The sequence below is a fragment of the Archangium lansingense genome (assembly GCF_026626635.1).
Taxonomy (GTDB): Bacteria; Myxococcota; Myxococcia; order Myxococcales; family Myxococcaceae; genus Archangium; species Archangium lansingense.
Genome location: NZ_JAPNKA010000001.1, coordinates 10877876 through 10896620, shown reverse-complemented (window position 1 = coordinate 10896620; position 18745 = coordinate 10877876). Strand labels below are relative to the sequence as shown.

The following is an 18745-nucleotide window of genomic DNA, read 5'->3' as shown; positions in this document are numbered from 1 at the left end:
GGCCACCGGCGGTGGGGCGTGGGGCTCAGCCCTCGGCGACGGCCTGCACGCTGGCGCGGTAGATGAAGATGCGCGAGGTGTTGGTGCGCGTGTCCGCGGGGATGACGAAGAAGCCCTGGCCCGAGTTCTTGTAGTCGTCGGAGAAGCCGGCCACCTGGCGCCCGTCGGTGAAGGTGATGCGGACCTTCTGCCGTCCATCCGGCTGTGGCGGACGGCTGCCCGTGGCCAGCATGAAGAAGATGGCCTTCACGCGGGAGACCGGAATGCGCTCGGGGGCGAAGCCGGTCTGCTGCTCGAGCGGGATGACCTCGTCGAGCAGGTTCACGTCGCGGATGGCGCCGCGCTTCACCTGGCCCTCCACCGTGTGAATGATGACCCGGTGCTCGCCCTCGATGAACGCATTGATGGGAGCGATGACGGCCGCGGCGGACGAGCTGGCCGGCACGGCTGGGATGGCATTGAGCGTCGCGCGAGGCGGCGGCGCCCCAGGCACGAGCACCTGAGCCGCCGGCGCGGCGGAGACGGGCCGAGCCGCGGGTGCTGCCCTCGGGGTCGCCACGGCGGCAGGAGGCGGCGGGGGAGCGGCGGGCATCCTCGGAGCCGGAGGCTGCACGGGCGCCGGCGCGCTCCTCGCCACCGGGGCGGGGGCCACGGGCGCAGGAGGCGGGACGATGACTGGCACCGCCGCGGGAGGCAGCTCCACGCTGTCCTCCGAGAGCTCGATCTCCGTCATCTCGGGCTCGACCTCCATCACGGGCAGCTCGGGCTCGGCTTCCATGACGGGAAGCTCGGGCTCCATCTCCATGATGGGGATGTCATTCTCCGTCGTGGGCCGATCGAAGGCGGGCGGCTGGGGGCTGGCCAGCTCCTCGGCGGGAGTGGCGTGGCTGTCGCCGTGACCCCACGCCGGAGCCTCCTGCTGGCTGGACCAGTGCGGCTGTGCCTCGGGCTCCGGCGCGTCGGCGGACCAGCTGGTGCTCGCGCCGAACAGGGACGGATCTCGGTCGGAGCTCACGGGCTCGGCATCCTGGGCCGTGGCTCCCCACTCTCCCTGGTTCTCGGTGGTGGGCGCGTTCCAGTCGGTCTGCGTGCCACTGGCCTGCTGCGCATCCCAGCTCGAGGCCTCTGGAGCGGGCTCGCCCCACGCGTTGTCTGCAGGAGCGCTGGACCACTCGCCCTGAGCCGAAGACTCGCTGCCCCAGGTCGCTGCCTGTTCCACGGGCGCCGCCTCCATGAGCGGCTGCGCGTCCGTGGCAGGATCGCTCCATTCGGACGCAACGGCCGGAGCCTCGGAGGACTCCGACGTTGCCCACTCCGGCTGCGCCTCTTCGACGGGTGCGCTCCACCCGCCTTGTCCCTCGGCGGAGGCGTTCCAATCCGCGCTTGGCGCGGCTTCCGAAGTGGCGCTCCAGTCTTGCGTGGCTTCGTTCGAAGCCCACTCGGACTGCGGCTCGGTGCTCTCCGCCGGCGCGGCGGCAGCCATCCACGGCTGTTGCTCTGCGGGCGCGGCCCACTCGGCCTGAGCCTCCATCACGGGCTGCTCTTCAGCGGGAGCGGCCCAGTCGGGCTGAGCCTCCATCACAGGCTGCTCCTCAGCAGGAGCGGCCCAGTCGGGCTGAGCCTCCATCACGGGTTGCTCTTCAGCGGGAGCGGCCCAGTCGGGCTGAGCCTCCATCACGGGTTGCTCTTCAGCGGGAGCGGCCCACTCGGGCTGAGCCTCCATCACAGGCTGCTCTTCAGTAGGAGTGGCCCACTCAGCCTGCGCTTCCATCACGGGCTGCTCTTCGGCGGGAGCGGCCCACTCGGGCTGAGCCTCCATCACAGGCTGCTCTTCAGCGGGAGCGGCCCAGTCGGGCTGAGCCTCCATCACAGGCTGCTCTTCAGTAGGAGTGGCCCACTCGGGCTGAGCCTCCATCACAGGCTGCTCTTCAGCGGGGGCGGTCCACTCAGCCTGAGCCTCCATCACGGGCTGCTCTTCAGCGGGGGCGGTCCACTCGGGCTGAGCCTCCATCACGGGCTGCTCTTCAGTAGGAGTGGCCCACTCAGCCTGCGCTTCCATCACGGGCTGCTCTTCAGCAGGGGCGGTCCACTCAGCCTGAGCCTCCATCACAGGCTGCTCCTCAGCAGGAGCGGCCCACTCGGGCTGAGCCTCCATCACGGGCTGCTCCTCAGCAGGAGCGGCCCACTCGGGCTGAGCCTCCATCACAGGCTGCTCTGCGGCAGGTTCGGCCCACTCAGCCTGAGCCTCCATCACAGGCTGTTCCTCGGCAGGAGCGGCCCACTCGGGCTGAGCCTCCATGACAGGCTGCTCTTCAGCGGGAGTGGCCCACTCGGGCTGAGCCTCCATTACAGGCTGTTCCGTGGCAGGAGTGGCCCACTCAGCCTGGGCCTCGGCAGCAGGCTGCTCCTCAGCAGGAGTAGCCCATTCCGCCTGCGCCTCCATCACGGGCTGCTCTTCAGCTGGCGTAGCCCACTCGGCCTGCGCTTCGAGAACAGGCTGCTCCTCGGCAGGAGTGCCCCACTCGGGCTGGGCCTCAGCAGCGGGCTGCTCCGCAGCGGGAGTGGTCCACTCGGCCTGAGCCTCCATCACGGGCTGCTCTTCAGCGGGAGTGGCCCACTCTGACTGCGCCTCCATCACGGGCTGCTCTTCAGCTGGCGTAGCCCACTCGGACTGCGCTTCGAGAACAGGCTGCTCCTCGGCAGGAGTGGCCCACTCGGCCTGCGCCTCCATCACGGGCTGCTCTTCGGCAGGAGTCGCCCACTCAGGTTGGGCCTCGGCAGCGGGCTGCTCCTCGGTAGGAGTGGTCCACTCGGCCTGCGCTTCGAGGACGGGCTGGGGCTCGGTGGTCGTCCACTCGGCCTGCGCCTCCAGCACGGGCTGCTCCTCGGGCGGCGCTTCCCATCCGGGCTGGGCCTCGGTGGCAGCGGCGGGCTCGGAGGTCATCCACTCGCCCTGGACTTCGATGGCGGCCTGTCCGTCGTCAGACGTCGTCCACTCGGGCTGGGCGTCGACGGCTGGCAGGCCCTCGTCCCCGCTCAAGGGTGCACCGTACGCCGAGGTGCTTTCGGTCTCGGCCGGGGTCTCCGGCTGGTGGCCCCAGGTCGCGCTGTCCGTCGCGAACTGCGGAGAGCTCATGTACTCCGCGGCGCTCTCCAACTGGAGGCTCTCCCCGGTGCTCTCGCTCTCGCTTCCGCTCGCATCCATCGTCTCGAGCGGGACGGGCTCGTCCGAAACGCTTGTACCCGTCTGCTCCGAGTGACCCAGGAAGTCGGAGGCACTGGCGAGCGGGACGGTGTCATCCGGGTTGCCCGACGCGTATGTCTGCTCGTCCGCGGGCATCGCCTCGAGCGTGTCCGTCTGCGCGCCCCACTCCGAGGGCCGTGCGGCCTCGGGGTCGAACGAGTCCGCGACCTCGACGGTGTCCGCCTGCAGGTCGGGCGCCACCTGCACGGGGTGCAGGTCCAGCGTGGTCACCCGCTCGCCATACCCAAAGTCCGAGGTGGGAGCTGGGGGCTCGACCTCGGCGCCAACCTCCGCCATGTCGAACGTGGGCGGCTCCGAGTCACCGCTGGTCGCGGACTCCTCGGCAGAGGTCTCCCAGGGCGTCTCGGCCGCGGGGGCCGCGTCCTGGCCCGGCGAGGCCTCGAGCTCGGAGACATCGAACGTGGGCGTTCCGTCGGCCGCGGAGGCCTCGGACTGGACGTCGCTCGCCTCCAGGGTGGGGAGCGGCTCCGCTTCAGGTGAGGGCACCGGGTACGCGGGGATCGCGTACGACGCGGTGATCTCCATCCGGTCTTCATCGCTCTGGGCGGGGTCCAGGTTCTCGATGTCGGTGACGCGCGGCGAGGTGCCCGGCTCCGAGTCCACCGCGAGCGGCGCGGAGGCCCACTCGTCGGCAACAGGAGGCGTGGAGTCTTCGGCGAACACCGGCTCGGCCGCGAGCGGCGCATCGGCATCGGCATCGAGCAGCTCGATGTCGGTGGATTGGATCTCGATGGTCCGGATGGGGGCCAGCGACGGCTCGGCCACGGGCGGCGCCGAGGCGGCAGCGGGATTCTGCAGGTCGGAGTTGAGCGCGGAGAAGTCGTCCTCGCCCAGCTCGATGGGGTCCGAGGTCTCCGGCTGGGACTCGGCCGCGTACTCCTGATGCCGCGCCGCGAGCGAGGCCGCCGAGGGCGCGGTGACGTCGTTCCAGTCGCTCATGTCGACCGACTCGGGAACGCTCTCGGGGATGGGGATGGCCTCGCTGACGGGCGAGACGTCGGTGTCAGTCACCTCGAGGACGTCCTCGGTGGCGGGCTCCGCCTCATCGAGCATCATCGGCTCGGAGCTGCTCTCGGCCTGAGCTTGAGGCTCCGGCGCGGGCTCCTCCCAGGGAGCGGGCTCGTTCAGCGCGGGGACCTCGAGGTTCTCGCTCTCGAGGCTGAGCTTGACCGGATCCGGCATCGGCTGCGGCTGCTGCGGCACGTACCCGGGCACCGGCGAGGCGTAAGCGGATTCGGACTGCTGTCCGGCGTCGTAGGGCTGCTGCGGGTCGCTCGGGTAGGCCTCGCCCTGCTGCGGGGCGGCATAGCCCTGGTTGGGATCGTAACCCGCGTAACCCTGGTTGGGGTCGTAGCCCTGGTTGGGGTCGTAGCCCGCGGCCTGGTTGGGGTCGTAACCGGCGGGGTAGGCGTACCACTGGCCATCCTCGCCGTAGTAGCCCTGGGGCTGCTGCGCGTAGCCCTGGTTGGGGTCGTAACCCTGATTGGGATCGTAGCCCTGGTTGGGGTCGTAGCCCGCGGCCTGGTTGGGGTCGTAACCGGCGGGGTAGGCGTACCACTGGCCATCTTCGCCGTAGTAGCCCTGGGGCTGCTGCGCGTCGCCCTGGTTGGGATCGTAGCCCTGGTTGGGATCGTAGCCCGCGTAACCCTGATTGGGGTCGTAACCGGCAGGGTAGGCGTACCACTGGCCATCTTCACCGTAGTAGCCCTGGGGCTGCTGAGCGGGGTCCATGACCGCGGCATGCTCGTGCGTGGGCTGCCCCTGGTCACCCAGGAGCCCCCACAACTCGTTCCAACGAGTCTCCTCCGAGGGGGAGAGATTCCCCCGCGTCCGCTTCTCATCCAGGAAGCGAAACTCCCTCATCGCCGCACGCGTGTCGGACATCGTCACCTCGCTGCGGACTCGGGGCCGGGACTCCAGCCGCAGCGCCATTGCAAAAAATTTCCGTGCGCGAGTGTAGGGGACTCAGGGGGAGGGGTAAACTTCGCGAACGCGGATTCCGCCTGCCTGTTACCTCCGCGAGAGAGCGGCCTGGACGGCCTCGTCCAGCTCGGGCACACCGCGGCCATAGCGCTGCCGGAGGGCCTCGTCGAAGGGCGTGCCCCGGCCCACCTCGCGGATGAGCTCGAGCAGGCGGCCAGGCCCTCCCTCGTTCAGCAGCTCGCGGACGGCCACGGCCGAGGTCCCATAGGCCAGGGCCGGGTCGCGCTGCTGGATGAGGGCCCCGCCGGACATGTTGGCGAGGCGCGGGAGCTGACCGGCCTGGGCGGCGGCGCGCATGCGGGTGGCCAGGCCGTGGGGTGGTTTATCGCTGCCGAGGTAGCGCCATTCCACGTACTCGGCAAGGCCCTCGTTGAGCCAGATGGGGACGTGCTGGCCCCCCTCGGCGGCGCGCACCAGCTCATCCACCAGGGCGTGCACGTACTCGTGGACGAGGGTGGCCTTGGTCTGCTGGGTGAGCTCGGCGGCGTCGTTGATGCGGATGGCGCCGGCCGAGTACAGCCCGGCCACCATGCGCGCGAGCGCCGCGCCCTGGTGGGTGCGGAACTCCTCGCGGGTGTAGAGGACGACGTCCACGGGGGACTCGCGCGCCTCGCCCAGCACCTGGCGGGTATGGGCATGGGCTTCGTCGAGTGTGGAGACGATGCGGCCCTCGTACTCGGCGCGCTGGCCGAAGTCGCGCGCGTTGTTGAAGTACTTCACCACGAAGCGGCTGTTGGAGCGGGTGCGCATGCCGTCCGCGGACACGCCGGACTCATAGGAGAGGCTGGTGGACGCGGAGGCGGGCTCGACGGAGCCCTGGGGGGTGTTCTCGGTCTCGCCGGTGAAGCGCCGCTCGATGGCGCGGGCCTGGGCGCGGGCGGCGTTCTCTTCGCTGGAGGCGGCGCGAGCCTTCTGCATGAGGGCCTTGGCCTTGGCTGCCTCGGGCGAGCGCGGCGGCACCTTGCCCAGTGCCGCGAGGGCGCCCTGGGGATCCTTGTCTTCGAGCAGGAGCCGACCCAGCTCCAGTCCGAAGTGGCCGTCCTTGGGGAAGTGCTCCAGGCCACGGCGCAGAGCATCCTCGGCGGTGCCGCGCTGATCGGTGGTGAGCGCGGTGCGGGCCAGGCAGCGCAGGGCCGGGGCCGTCTCATCGAAGAGTGCCGCGCGCTCGCCGAGCGAGTACGCCATCACGGCATCGGAGCTGGCGAGGGCCTCGCAACCCTTGTTGAGCGAGGCGGAGATGGTGCGGCGATCGGGCTGGGAGTAGCCCTTGGGGTCCACGGCGGACCAGGCGAGGTAGAGGTCCTCCCAAGCACGCTGGGCCGCGAGCTTCTGGGCCTCCGCGGGCGTGGGCGGATTGGAGGACAGTAGGGCGAGGAGGAGCAGGGCGCGCATGGCCCGCGATTATGGCCGAGCCCATCTGCCCGGGCGAAGAGGAGCCCGCGAGGGCAGAGGGGGCAGCTCGAGCGAGGACCTTCGGCTCTTGCTTCACTGGTAGACGCCTATCAGTGGTGTCGCATAGCTGCCTACAGCGCTGGTAGACGTCTACCAGTGGTGCCCTCTTCGAGGATGCGAGCATGTCCCCTGCGTTCATGAGTTCGGGTTCACGTGAAGCGTGGTGTCGCGCTCGTTCGAGTCTCCTGGCCCTGGTTGTGTTGGTGCTGAGCGGGTGCGCCACCACTCGAGCCAGCCCAGTGCATGCAGCGGCGTCGCGCACATGGGCAGAGGCGGAGGGCAGCGCGGGCGGCTTCTTCGAGCAGGAGGCGGATGCCTTCCAGGTGTTGCAGGAGGTGAGTGGCCTGGAGGCCAAAGCCCGTCACCCAGCGGGCGCGGCGCTCTACGTGACGCAAGCGCATCAACTCCGGGACAGGCTGACGAAGACGACGGTGACGCAGCGGAACTTCGGTCCGCGCCTGGTGCTCTCCTGGCTGCTGCGAGAGGTACTCGCGGGTGGCGAGCGCGTGGCGTACGCGGAGCTATTGCGCCGCACCGAGCGCTTCCACTTCCTGACGGTGGTGCGCCCGGATGGCTATCTCGTGGTGGCACTCAATGGCCAACCCATCCAACGCCTGGGGCAGGTGAAGCTGGAAGAGGGAGTGTTCAAGGTGGGCCGCCTCGTGGTGGGCGCCTTCTACCATTCGCACAGTGGTGTCCTCTTCCCGGTGGATGATGCGCTCCAACGCATCGACACGTCTCCCTGGGCCGAGGTGGGGTTGGGGCGAGATCCGCTCAACGCCGCGCTGGACGGGGCGCAGGATGCGATGGGGGAACTGGTCTTGGCGCTTGCCGAGTCCGTCCTCGACCCCATCCATACCGTGGAGGGCCTCACCCAACTGCCTACCGCGGTGGCCCAGCTGATCTCCTCCTCACCCGAGTACTTCGCGCGCTACGGCGCCATGTCCTTGCAGGACCAGATACGCGAAGCGGCGCGGCTGTCCACGCACCTGCTCATGATGTACGGCGGCGCAGCGGGGACGGCTGGCACCGTGGGGCGCATGGGCGAGCTGGGCATGGAGATGCGAGTGCTGTCGCTCACGGCTCGGGGCGAGCTGGCGGAGCGGCTGGTGGTGGTGTCGGGGGGGACGGTGACAACGACGCTCGGCGCGGGAGTAGGCGCCATTTCCATCCTCCACATGGCCGCCGGAGGCGATGGGGGTTGGGAGCCTCCCGTCGGTGGACCTGGTCAATGGGTGGAAGACACCACCAGCATGTCCGAGCGAGCCAGGGACTATCAGGCCCAGGTGACAGGCGCGCCCAAGGGGTGGTGCTACAAGGTCTGCCGCAATGGCAAGTGCGTGGAGTACGACGGGTATGACCCCAAGACTGGCACGCTGCTGGAGGCCAAGGGACTCGGGTACGACCATTTCTTCGGGCCCGAGGCTAGTGGACCCGTGAGCGAGACCTACTACGCAGCAGCTTATTGGGGATGCCGCCCGGAGCCGGTCCAGGAGTGTGCCCGGCGTGCGGAGACCTTCTTCCGCCTCCTGTCCATTTGCCACCCCGATTACAGCCGCTGGTACGAAAAGCACACCTCCAGGAAGCGCTCTCTCCAACTCCAGATCGAGCCCACCTACGACACCTTCGTGCGCCTTTTTGGCAAGAAGCAGTACGAGGATGAAGAGGGGGGTGTCAGTTTCGACGCCTGGACGGGCCACGTTCCTGTGAATCAGGAAGGTGGGATGGTCATGCTTCGGTGTGGAACACCCGCCGAGGCGGTTCCGAACAGCAGCATTCTCTACTTCCCCTCGCCAGGACCGGGGTTGGACCGCCTGCTCACCCTCCCGGTGCCCACCGGCGTCATGCGCGCCATGGTCCTGGCCTGGGAGCCGGATTGGGCCGTCCTCGTCTCCGACGACTTCCGGGATGCGCTGTCACAGCAAGGCTCCGTGGGCACCTTCGTGGGCTGGCTGACGTACTTCTCGCGCCAGCGCGGTGAGGTGCCGCCCCTACCGGAACCCGTGCGCGTAGAGCCAATCGAGGACAAGGGCACGCTCATCACCCTCGGCCCGGAGCCTTTTCGCGCGGCGAACCCCGAGCACGTTGCCTTGGGCCACCGGATCCAGCTGCTACTCGCGGAGCGCGGTCTGCTCAGGCGGGTGGTAGAACGGCAACCCCCGCCTCCCGCGTGACCGCGGTCCTCACGTCTCTTCCGCGACCTGCCAGCCCTTCTGTCCCAGGCTGCCGATCAGCTCCTCGATGTGGCCGCGGCCGCGCGTCTCCAGCGTCACCTCCACCGCCACCTCGCCCAGGCCCGCCTTCGAGAAGGCGCGGTTGTGGTAGATCTCCACCACGTTGGCGCCTGCCTGAGCGATCTCCGCCGTGAGCCGCGCGAGCATCCCCGGCCGGTCCGGCATGCGCACCACCAGCCGCACCAGACGCCCGTCCTTCACCAGGCCGCGCTCGATGATGCGGCTGACCAGGTTGACGTCGATGTTGCCGCCCGAGATGAGCAGCACCACCTTGCGCCCGCGCGCCGAGGGAATCTTCCCGTTGATGAGCGCCGCCAGGCCCACCGCGCCCGCGCCCTCCACCACCGACTTCTCCCGCTCCAGGAGCAGGAGGATGGCGTTGGCGATCTCCTCCTCATCCACCGTGACGATGTCGTCCACGTAGCGGCGGATCATCTCGTAGGTGTATTCGCCGGGGCGCTTCACCGCGATGCCGTCCGCGATGGTGGTCCCCGCCGGCAGATCCACCAGCTTGCCCGCGTCCACCGAGGCCTTCATGCTCGCGATGGCCGCCGCCTGCACGCCAATCACCTTGATGCGCGGGTTGGTCTCCTTGAGCGCGCACGCCACGCCGGAGATGAGTCCGCCGCCACCGATGGGCACCACCACCATGTCCATGTACGGGCACTGCTCGAGCAGCTCCAGGCCGATGGTGCCCTGGCCGGCGATGACGAGCGGATCATTGAAGGGGTGGATGAAGACGCGGTTCTCCCGGTCCTGGATGCGCAGGGCCTCGGCGTAGGCCTCGTCGAAGTTGGCGCCGTGCAACACCACCTTGGCGCCGTAGGAGCGCGTGCGCGTCGCCTTGATGAGCGGGGTGCGCTCGGGCATGACGATGGTGGTGTTCACCCCCTGGCGGCCCGCGTGGTAGGCGAGCCCCTGCGCGTGATTGCCTGCCGAGGCGGCGATGATGCCGCGGGCCCGCTCGTCCGGCGTGAGGGTGAGCAGCTTGTTGAGCGCCCCGCGCTCCTTGAAGGCACCCGTGCGCTGCAGGTTCTCCAGCTTGCAGAACAGGGCCGCGCTGTCCGTGAGCTCCTTGAACTGCTCCGACTTCGGGCAGGGAGAGCGGTAGACGGCGTCACCAATGCGCTGCTGGGCGTCTTCGATTTGCTGGAGCGTGACCATGGATATGTCGCGCCTGATAACCGATGCGCCGCCAGGGCGAAAGGGGAGGGCGCCTCGGGCTGACGGCTGCCCGGTTGCTCGTCAGATACCGCGCAACACCGTGGCTTTTCCCACGCGGCCGATGGCCAGGATGAATGCCGCGGTGCGCAACGTCACCTTGCGCGAGCGCGCCAGCTGCGCCACCCGGTCGTACGCCTCCTTCATCGTCTTCTCCAGCTCGGCGTTCACCCGGTCCTCCTCCCAGGAGAGGTGCTGGAGGTTCTGGACCCACTCGTAGTAGCTGACCGTCACACCGCCCGCGTTCGCCAGGATGTCCGGCACCACCAGTACGCCGCGCTTGTCGAGCATCTCGTCGGCCTCGGGGTCCGTGGGGCCGTTGGCGCCCTCGATGATGAGCCGGGCTCGCACCGCGTTGGCGTTGTTGCGGTTCAAAGCATGACCGAGTGCGGCGGGGATGAGGACGTCGCAGTCGGAGACGAGCACATCCTGGCTGGCGCAGGCCTGGCCGCCGCCGAAGCCAGTGACGGTGCCGGTGCGCTTCACGTGCTCGAAGAGGCCGGGGACGTCCAGGCCCTGCGGGTTGTACACGCCGCCGTACACGTCCGACACGGCCACCACCACGCCTCCGTCCTGCCAGAGGAGCTGCGCGGTATGGCTGCCCACGTTGCCGAAGCCCTGGATGGCGAAGCGCGTGCCCTTCATCGGCATGCCCGCGTCGCGGAGGATTTCGCGGGTGATGTAGAGCAGGCCGCGCCCGGTGGCTGAGTCACGGCCTCGGGTGCCGTAGAGCTCCGGGGGTTTGCCGGTGACGACGGCCGGCGAGTGCCCGTGGTAGCGCGAGTACTGGTCCATGTACCACGCCATCACCTGGGGGTTGGTGTTGATGTCGGGGGCGGCGATGTCGCGAGTAGGACCGATGACGTCCTGTATCTGGTCCACGTACTTGCGGGTGAGCCGCTCCATCTCCTTGAGGGAGAGCTGGGTAGGGTCCACCGCGATGCCGCCCTTGGCGCCGCCATAGGGGAGGTTCACCACGGCCGTCTTCCACGTCATCAGCGAGGCGAGCGCCACGCACTCGTCCTGGGTGATGGTGGGGTGGTAGCGCAAGCCGCCCTTCATGGGGCCGCGGCTGTTGTCGTGCTGGGTGCGGTAGCCGATGAAGGTGCGGATCTCCCCGTTGTCGAGCTCGATGGAGACCTGGACCTTGACCTCGCGAAGGGGAGTGGCGAGCAGCGTCTCGATGCGCTCGCCTACGTCCATGATGCGCGCGGCCTTGCGGAAGTAGTAGTGAATCCCTTCGAGGGCGTGCATGGCCGGGGTGCTCTCCTGGGTCGGCTCCGCGGGGGTGACGGACGACGGCGCGAGACCTTAACAGATGGGGTGCGCTAACATGGGTTGGCGATGCGCTCCAGTTCCCCGCCAGCCCAGGATACGAGCGGGCACCTGCAGGGGCTCGCGAGGCGCATCCGGGGCCTGCGCGAGCGGCGGGGCCTGACGCAGGAGGAGTTCGCCGAGCGGAGTGGTATTTCGGTGAGCTTCGCGTCGCTGCTGGAGCGAGGGGAGCGCAGCCCCAGCTACGAGACGCTGGTTCAGGTGGCAGGGGCGCTGGGAGTGCCCCTGGCGGAGCTCTTCCGGGTGGAAGAGGACGAGGCGGCGGGGGCACACCGGCTGGTGGAGTTCGCACGGGCACGCCAGCTGACGAGGGCCGAGGTGGACCGGCTGCTGGCGGTGGCGGAGGCCATGTTCACCGAGCGGGCGTCCGAGGAGCTACCCACCGAGGAGGCGCCGCGCTGCAAGGAGCCGGACTGCGGGAAGCCGGTGCTGGCCAAGGAGCTGTGCGTGGCGCACTACCACCGCGCACGCCGGGCGAAGCCCCCCGCGTCCTGACCACCTCATGTCCTCGCGTGCCTCGCTCCGACCCGCTGCCGGGTCTTCCCATCGCTCGCCAGAGGAGCTGCGCGTCCAGCTCGAGGGCTCCTGGGAGGTGCTCGAACGGGCCCTGGCCCACAAGGCGGCCCTGTTGAAGGGGCTCGACTCCTTCCGGTGGAGACATCACCTCCAGCGTGACCCCGAGCTGCCGCGGCGGGTGAGGGAGCTGGAAGCTCCGCTCGCGCAGGCCCTCGAGCGTGTCGAGCACCGGCTGCGCCAGGAGTCCTGGCCCGAGCATCATCCCCTGCACCGCCTTACCCGTCAGCTTCACGCCTTGGACGCTCGGCTGCGGAAGCGTGTGCGCCAGCGGTTGGCCTTCTGGGAGCCAGAGGGGGCGTGGACCTTCACGGAGGCACTTGCGCGCTTGGAAGCCTGGGCGCGCGCGCCGCTCCTCCAGGTTCCCGGTGAGGCAGAGCCCGTGCTCCTGACAGGGGGAGTCGACTACTTAGCGGGCGGCCAGGCCGCGTTCCTCTTGAGTATGTTCTGGGCCATTCCCGCCCGCGCGCTCGGCCTGACGCAACTGGGGTACCAGGTTTCAGGCTTCCTCATCCTCGTGGGCCTACCCCTGCTCCTGGGGCTCCTGCGGTGGCGGACACGGTTCTGGCTCACGCCTCGGAGGCTGGTGTGGCGCACGGCACGTGGCCAGGTGAAACAGCTGGCTTTGGACTCGCTCCGTTACGCCTTCACCAATCCCCTTGTTGTCAGGGGCGGGCTGGTCGTGCGGCGGGAGGGCGGGCCGAGGTCGTTCCTGGTGGGGATGAAGAATCTCGAGGGCCTGAGAGTGGTGCTCACACTGCGTGGGCTGCCTGAGTTGCGCGGACAGGCTCAGAGCGCTCCCACGTACGCCCTGGCCATGTTCACCGCCGTGCGTCGCGAGAAGGCCGGCTTGTTCAAGGGGCGCTACTCCGGAGTGCTCGTGATGCGCCCCGGCCAGCTCATCTTCCTCGAGGACAGGCACATCTGGAGCATGGTGCGGGTATTGTTCCGCGAAGCTCCCGACAATCTTTACGGGTTGACCCCGAGCATGCTGCTGCAACAGCTACAACTGCTCCCCGAGGCGGAGTTCGACAGGTGCCTGGAGCGGCTCACCCCCGCCGGTGGAGGCTCCCGCTGGTCCTTCTCCGAGGTGACCCACGGCCTCACCGCCGACGATAAGTTCCAGGTCCTCCTGCCGGATGGCACGGTGCTCATCGGGACGCCCGATGACACGCAGCACGCGGCCATCAGCCGCGTCCTCCAACTCAGTAGAGCGCGGACTTGATGCCCCCCACATGACGTGAGGGTGCATCCCGTGCCGCGTGGCGCACTTCGCCCCGACTACCGGCGCCGGGCCCGCTCCAGCTTCAGCGTCTTCTCGCCGTGCTGCTTGCCGTTGAGGGCCTCGAAGGCCGGCACATCCTCGTCGGCGACGAAGACGTACGAGTAGGTGGGCTTGAGCTCCACGCGCTGCACCTTGCCCGCAGGAGCCCCCATGGACTCCAGGGTGCTGGTGACGGCGGCCTCGTCCTGCACCTCGGAGCGGCCCAGGCCCACCCACAGGCGCGCCTGGCCGGGCACCTCGGGCGTGGACTCGGGACGCTCGGAGCGCTCACGGCGCGGAGGACGCTCGCGGGTGCCGCGAGGCCGGTGCTTATCCACCTTCAGCGCCTTCTCGCCGTGCTGCTTGCCAGCGAGGCCCTCGAAGGCGGGAGCCTCCGCCTCGGGCACGTAGGCGTAGCCGTAGTCGGGACGGAGCAGCGCCTTGTTCACCTTGCCCGCAGGAGCGCCAGCGGCCTCCAGGGCGGCGATGAACTTCGCCTCGTCCAGGCCGTCGTTCATGCCGAGGTTGAACTTCAGCTTCACCTCGCCAGGGCCGGCGTCGGGAGAGGGCGGCGGCCGGTTCGGATCGCGCTCGCCGCGCGGCCGGCTCTTCTCCACCTTCAGCGTCTTGTCCTTGTACGTCTTGCCGGTGAGGGCCTCGAAGCCCGCCAGGTCCTCCTCGGCGATGAAGACGTAGGCGAAGCCGGGCTTGAGGTCGGCACGCACCACCTTGTTGGCGGGAGCGCCTGACTCCTCCAGGGCAGTGACGATGCTGCCAGGCCCAAGGCCATCCTCGGTGCCCAGGTTGACCCACAGCTTCACCTCGCCGGGGCCGGCCTCGATGGACGCAGGGCCGCGCTCACTCCGCTCGGGGCGCTCACGGCGGCGCTTGTCACCCCGCTCGCCGCGCTCACGCGACTCGCCGGACGGCTCCCCACGGGACTCCCGGCGCTCCTCGCGCCGCGGCGGCCTGTCCCGATCCCGCTCGCGGTCACGGGGACGCTCGCGCTCGCGGTCCTTGCGGCGGCCCTCGGGCTTGGGCTCCTGCTCGGGACGCTCGGCCTGCTGGGCGGCCTGTGCCTTCTCCATGCGCAGGTGGCTGAAGAAGTACTTCAGCAGGAAGGCCATCAGGTCATCCGCATCCGGCCGGGCCTTGAGCTGCGCGGCCAGGGGCAGGAAGCCCTCGAAGATGGCGCCGGAGGCGGCCTCGCGGATTTCACGCACGTGGCGCTCGGCCCACAGGCGCATGGCCTCCTCGGGGGCGGGCATCTCGCGCTTCTCGAACTTGATGCCGAACTTCTTCTCCAGCGTGGTGTACGTGGCCAGCTCGCGGCCGGAGAAGAGGTTGATGGCGGTGCCCTTGTTGCCGATGCGGCCGGTGCGGCCCACCCGGTGCAGGTACACGGCCGGATCCTCGGGCAGCGAGTAGTTGATGACGTACTCGAGGCCGGAGATGTCGATGCCGCGCGCCGCGATGTCCGTGGCCACCATGAAGGCCACTTCCCCGCGCTTCACCTTGCCCATCACCCGCTCGCGCTCCTTCTGCGGCAGGTCTCCGTTGAGCAGCTCCGCGTCGAAGCCGTTGCGGTTGAGCACCGCCGTCACCAGCGCCGTGTCATCCCGGGTGTTGCAGAAGATGATGGCGTTCTGCGGCTCCTCCGCCTCCAGCACGTAGATGAGGTTGCGCGGCTTGGGCAGCGCGTCCGACACGTCGTAGCGGATGTGGTGGATGTGCTCGACGGTGAAGACGTCGCCGGAGAGCAGCAGCGTCTCCGCGTTCGTCGTGTACCGGGCAATCAGGTTCTGGATGTCCGTGGGCACCGTGGCGCTGAAGAGCAGCACCTGCCGGTCCTTCGGAAGGCGGTCGAGGATGCGGGTGACTTCCTCGTAGAAGCCCTGGTTGAGCATCTCGTCGGCTTCATCGAGCACCGCGTGGGTGCAGCCCTCGAGCTTGAGGTTGCCGCGGTTGATGTGATCGAACACCCGGCCGGGCGTGCCCACGATGATCTGGGTGCCCTCCTCGAGGGCGTCCTCCTGCTGCTTCATGGAGGCGCCGCCGTAGATGGCGGCCACCTTGACGCCCTTGTGCTTGCCCAGGGCGGCCAGCTCCTCGGACACCTGGAGGGCCAGCTCGCGGGTGGGGCAGAGGATGAGGGCGCGCACGCGCTTGTCCTCGGGGGAGATCTTCTCCAGCAGGGGGAGGCCGAAGGCGGCCGTCTTGCCCGTGCCGGTCTTGCTGCGCACGATGAGATCCCTGCCCTGCATGACGGGGCCAAAGGCCTTGGCCTGGACAGGGGTGGGGTTGGTATAGCCACGGTCCGCGATGCCGCGACGGAGGGGCTCGGACAGGTTCAGGTCATCGAAGCTGACGTCCGCGACGTACTCGGCGGGGCGCGACGGGGCTTCGGCAGTGGTTTCCGGCTGGTCCGGAGATTGAAGGTCACTCATCAAGCTTGGGGCATAACCCCTGCATTAGGCTCTGGCAACAATCGGCTCACTTTGCTTAAGGAACTCCTCATGGCGATTGGGAGGAAGAAGACGGCAGGAACGGGGACGAGGACCCGGGCGAAGCGGCCCGCCGCCGCCCCGCCCCCCGAGGAAGCCGAGGTGGTGGAGGCCGAGTCCGCCGAGGTGGAACCCGAATCCCTGGAGCCCGCCCCCGAGGAGCTGGAGGAGGTAGAGGCCGAGGTGGAGGAGGTCCCGCGGCCCCCTAGGGCTGCCCTGGTGAAGGCGGGGGAGACGGGGCTGGCCCGGACCGACCCCCTCCAGGCCTACATGAACGAGGTGCAGCGCCACCCCCTGCTCAGCCGGGAGGAGGAGGTGTCACTGGCCAGGCACTTCCGGGACACGGGGGACGTGAAGGCGGCCTACCGGCTGGTGGCGGCCAACCTGCGACTGGTGGTGAAGTTGGCACACGAGTACCACCGTAACCCCCTGTCCTTGCTGGACCTGGTGCAGGAGGGCAACATCGGGCTGATGCAGGCAGTGAAGAAGTACGACCCGGAGCGGGGGGTGAAGCTCAGCTCCTACGCCGCCTGGTGGATACGCGCCTACATCCTGCGTTACATCATGGACAACTGGAAGATGGTGAAGCTGGGGACGACGGAAGCCCAGCGGAAGCTCTTCTTCAAGCTGCGCCAGGAGCAGGACAGGTTGATGGCGCAGGGCTTCGAGGTGACGCCGAAGATGCTGGCCGAGCGCCTCAACGTCTCCGAGCAGGACGTGGTGGAGATGGACCAGCGGCTGGGCCACGACGAGATGTCGCTGGACGCGCCGGTGGGAGGAGACGACTCGACGGCGACGCGGATGGACCGGTTCCTGCCGTCCTCGTCGGTCGGCGCCGAGGAGCGGCTGGGCAACGAGCAGCTCAAGGCGCTGTTCCGCGAGAAGCTGCAGGACTTCGCCCAGTCGCTGGAGGGCAAGGAGCGCTACATCTTCGAGAACCGGCTGATCTCCGACGAGCCGCTGACGCTCCAGGACATCGGGGACAAGTACGGGGTGAGCCGCGAGCGGGCGAGGCAGATCGAAGCGGCGCTCATCAACCGGATGCGCGACTACATGCGCGAGCACATTCCGGACTTCGACCTGGTGGCCAACCCCAAGGGGTGAGCGGGCGGGGCTACTGCGCCGTGTTGCGCCGGTGCCGGCCCCGGAAGTGACGGTCGAGGTAGTCCTCGACCTCGGGTCCACGCTCTCCATTCGCGGAGGCGAGCAGGGCGTGGGCCCCATCCACCACCGAGAGCGCCTCCTCGAGGGACACCTCCCCCTCGGAGAGCGCGCTGAAGAGGTGGCAGTGGTAGCGGCGACACTCCTCGGGACGCGCCGCGTAGGCGGTGCACTTCCGTCCGTCCAACGCCGCGCAGCGCTGCGGGAGGATGGGCGTGCCGTCCTCGCGCTCCTTCACGGGCAGCCCCAGGGCCTTCAAGGGACCGGTCTCGGTGCTGCGCAGCGGGACGTGGGTGAAGAGGGTTCCGTCGCAGCACAGACCGCAGCGCAGGCAGAGCGTGGACAGGGGCATCAGGGCACGGCTTCCGGGGAGCGAGAAGTCCCCTTGCTAGTGGTGAACAGCCTATCGAGCAAGGGCCTCGCCGTGCGCCTCAGTCCTTCTTCGCCTCCTGGTAGTCGCGGAACGTCGCAACCTCCTCGATGCGGGCGTCGGTATAGCCCCAGTGCTCGACATCCACACTGTACTGCCCCTTGGCGATCAACATTCCCCGGCAGAGCTTCTTCTTCTCGGGCTCGTTGTGCTGGTCGCGGGCTCGCTCGAGCAGCTCGTCCCAGACCCAGCGGGGCACATGGTCGCGCTGGCCCGGGTAGCTGAAGCGGTAAAAGGTCACGTGGGCCAGGAGCACCTCCCAGTGCGGGTCGAATCGCGCCATCAGGTGCTTCCAGTCCATCTGCTTGCCGCGGGCGAGGATGAGGTGGTTGATGTCGGTGCCGTCGAAGCGCTCGCGCTCGCAGACGAAGGCCTTGGACCAGATGATGTCCTCGGGAGGCGCCACCAGGATGGGCAGCCCGTGGATGACGCCCGGGTGGGCCTCGTCGATCCAATGGTCATCCACTACCGCCACGCCGTTGCCCGAGCTGAAGATGAGGTCGGCGAAGTACTCGTCGTTGGCGTAGGCCTTCGCGATCCACACGGGGTCATGCATCTTCGTCTCGAAGCCCATGGTGTGCAGGGACTCCATCGCGCGCTCCACGTGCTCGCGCTTGAGGAAGATGTCCAGGTCCTTGGTGTCGCGGTAGATGCCCGTATAGAGGTGGAGCGCATAGGCGCCCGCGACCACGAAGGGAATCTCGGCGTTCTTGAGCGTGCTGAGCGCCAGCAGGTGCGCACCGCGCTCGATGGGAGGACGCTGATCCGCCTGCATGGGCGGCGGCGCCTTGCTTGGCCTGCTCGACTGTTCGGGAGTGTCCTGGCTGCTGCCCTGCCCAACAGTCGGCTGCTCGTTCTCTTGAATGCTCATGGCACGCTCCGGTGTCCTGGCAGGTAGGTTAGGACTGGGGACCGATGGGGGCAGGACGGCAAACGGTGCTCCAGCCCGCCCGGCTGCTCCTCTGGCGAGTGGAGCGACTCATGGCCTCGCCCAGAGCGCCCTTCCCGGTTCCGAGCCATTCACCTGCCGCTCCGCATGGCGGTAGGCGCGGGCCTTGTTGGGGGCATCGACCTTCATCTGCTCCCCTCGCGGACCATGGAGCTCCAGGTGATAGCCCTGCTCCTGCTGGCCCTCGGTGGTGATGCTCCAGCCCGCCTGCTTGATGTGCTTCTTGCACACGCGCTTACGTCCTCGCATGGTCGGCCTCCATTCCATTTGTCGCGGCCATGACGGGCCGCGTCACGAAGCTGGAGGATTCGTCCGCTTCCTCATGGGTGCATGCGGTGGCGAAAGGGTGAGGCTCGAATGCCCGCCCATCGACC

The 18745-nt window shown here is 68.8% G+C and carries 12 protein-coding genes; 4 read left to right on the top strand and 8 right to left on the bottom strand.

Annotated elements, in window-relative coordinates:
• Positions 1–25 precede the first annotated feature (25 nt).
• Positions 26–5149, bottom strand: coding sequence for a DUF6982 domain-containing protein (locus OV287_RS43460; protein WP_267539937.1), 5124 nt, complete (start codon positions 5147–5149; stop codon positions 26–28).
• Between the two features lie 126 nt (positions 5150–5275).
• Positions 5276–6640: a peptidase MA family metallohydrolase gene (locus OV287_RS43455; protein ID WP_267539936.1), complete on the bottom strand. Its 1365-nt coding sequence runs from the start codon at positions 6638–6640 to the stop codon at positions 5276–5278.
• 299 nt (positions 6641–6939) lie between these two features.
• On the opposite strand from OV287_RS43455, the gene OV287_RS43450 reads away from it, so the two are divergent.
• Positions 6940–8874, top strand: coding sequence for an Imm52 family immunity protein (locus OV287_RS43450; protein WP_267539935.1), 1935 nt, complete (start codon positions 6940–6942; stop codon positions 8872–8874).
• Positions 8875–8883: 9 nt separating this feature from the next.
• Here the strand turns inward: OV287_RS43450 and ilvA are convergent, their stop codons facing one another.
• Positions 8884–10098, bottom strand: a complete 1215-nt coding sequence (gene ilvA, locus OV287_RS43445; RefSeq protein ID WP_267539934.1) for a threonine ammonia-lyase — start codon at positions 10096–10098, stop codon at positions 8884–8886.
• An 81-nt stretch (positions 10099–10179) separates the two neighbouring features.
• The gene (locus OV287_RS43440; RefSeq protein WP_267539933.1) at positions 10180–11409 is read right to left on the bottom strand and encodes a Glu/Leu/Phe/Val family dehydrogenase; all 1230 of its coding nucleotides are present in this window, start codon (positions 11407–11409) and stop codon (positions 10180–10182) included.
• A 90-nt stretch (positions 11410–11499) separates the two neighbouring features.
• Between OV287_RS43440 and OV287_RS43435 the strand changes: the two genes are divergently transcribed.
• Together OV287_RS43435 and OV287_RS43430 are read left to right on the top strand one after the other, a co-directional pair.
• Positions 11500–11985, top strand: coding sequence for a helix-turn-helix domain-containing protein (locus tag OV287_RS43435; protein WP_267539932.1), 486 nt, complete (start codon positions 11500–11502; stop codon positions 11983–11985).
• Between the two features lie 514 nt (positions 11986–12499).
• Positions 12500–13288, top strand: coding sequence for a hypothetical protein (locus OV287_RS43430; RefSeq protein WP_267539931.1), 789 nt, complete (start codon positions 12500–12502; stop codon positions 13286–13288).
• A gap of 56 nt (positions 13289–13344) precedes the next feature.
• Here the strand turns inward: OV287_RS43430 and OV287_RS43425 are convergent, their stop codons facing one another.
• Positions 13345–15774 (bottom strand): DEAD/DEAH box helicase, encoded by a 2430-nt coding sequence (locus OV287_RS43425; RefSeq protein ID WP_267539930.1) that lies wholly within the window; start codon positions 15772–15774, stop codon positions 13345–13347.
• A 69-nt stretch (positions 15775–15843) separates the two neighbouring features.
• Here OV287_RS43425 and OV287_RS43420 point away from each other — a divergent pair, with 69 nt between their 5' ends.
• Positions 15844–16935 carry a sigma-70 family RNA polymerase sigma factor gene (locus tag OV287_RS43420; RefSeq protein WP_267539929.1) on the top strand — a complete coding sequence of 364 codons (1092 nt, stop codon included), beginning with the start codon at positions 15844–15846 and terminating at the stop codon, positions 16933–16935.
• A 10-nt stretch (positions 16936–16945) separates the two neighbouring features.
• Here the strand turns inward: OV287_RS43420 and OV287_RS43415 are convergent, their stop codons facing one another.
• The 3 genes from OV287_RS43415 to OV287_RS43405 all read right to left on the bottom strand — a co-directional run bounded on the left by OV287_RS43415 (position 16946) and on the right by OV287_RS43405 (position 18620).
• Positions 16946–17344 (bottom strand): YkgJ family cysteine cluster protein, encoded by a 399-nt coding sequence (locus OV287_RS43415; RefSeq protein ID WP_267539928.1) that lies wholly within the window; start codon positions 17342–17344, stop codon positions 16946–16948.
• A gap of 79 nt (positions 17345–17423) precedes the next feature.
• Positions 17424–18293: a nucleotidyltransferase gene (locus tag OV287_RS43410; RefSeq protein ID WP_267539927.1), complete on the bottom strand. Its 870-nt coding sequence runs from the start codon at positions 18291–18293 to the stop codon at positions 17424–17426.
• 108 nt (positions 18294–18401) lie between these two features.
• Positions 18402–18620, bottom strand: coding sequence for a hypothetical protein (locus tag OV287_RS43405; protein WP_267539926.1), 219 nt, complete (start codon positions 18618–18620; stop codon positions 18402–18404).
• Between the last annotated feature and the right edge of the window lie 125 nt (positions 18621–18745).

Excerpts from the sequence above, each read along its gene's own strand:
- OV287_RS43410 (WP_267539927.1), bottom strand. The coding sequence starts at position 18,293 with ATGAGCATTCAAGAGAACGAGCAGCCGACTGTTGGGCAGGGCAGCAGC.
- ilvA (WP_267539934.1), bottom strand. The coding sequence starts at position 10,098 with ATGGTCACGCTCCAGCAAATCGAAGACGCCCAGCAGCGCATTGGTGAC.
- OV287_RS43405 (WP_267539926.1), bottom strand. The coding sequence starts at position 18,620 with ATGCGAGGACGTAAGCGCGTGTGCAAGAAGCACATCAAGCAGGCGGGC.
- OV287_RS43425 (WP_267539930.1), bottom strand. The coding sequence starts at position 15,774 with ATGAGTGACCTTCAATCTCCGGACCAGCCGGAAACCACTGCCGAAGCC.
- OV287_RS43435 (WP_267539932.1), top strand. The coding sequence starts at position 11,500 with ATGCGCTCCAGTTCCCCGCCAGCCCAGGATACGAGCGGGCACCTGCAG.
- OV287_RS43415 (WP_267539928.1), bottom strand. The coding sequence starts at position 17,344 with ATGCCCCTGTCCACGCTCTGCCTGCGCTGCGGTCTGTGCTGCGACGGA.
- OV287_RS43440 (WP_267539933.1), bottom strand. The coding sequence starts at position 11,409 with ATGCACGCCCTCGAAGGGATTCACTACTACTTCCGCAAGGCCGCGCGC.
- OV287_RS43460 (WP_267539937.1), bottom strand. The coding sequence starts at position 5,149 with ATGTCCGACACGCGTGCGGCGATGAGGGAGTTTCGCTTCCTGGATGAG.
- OV287_RS43455 (WP_267539936.1), bottom strand. The coding sequence starts at position 6,640 with ATGCGCGCCCTGCTCCTCCTCGCCCTACTGTCCTCCAATCCGCCCACG.
- OV287_RS43420 (WP_267539929.1), top strand. The coding sequence starts at position 15,844 with ATGGCGATTGGGAGGAAGAAGACGGCAGGAACGGGGACGAGGACCCGG.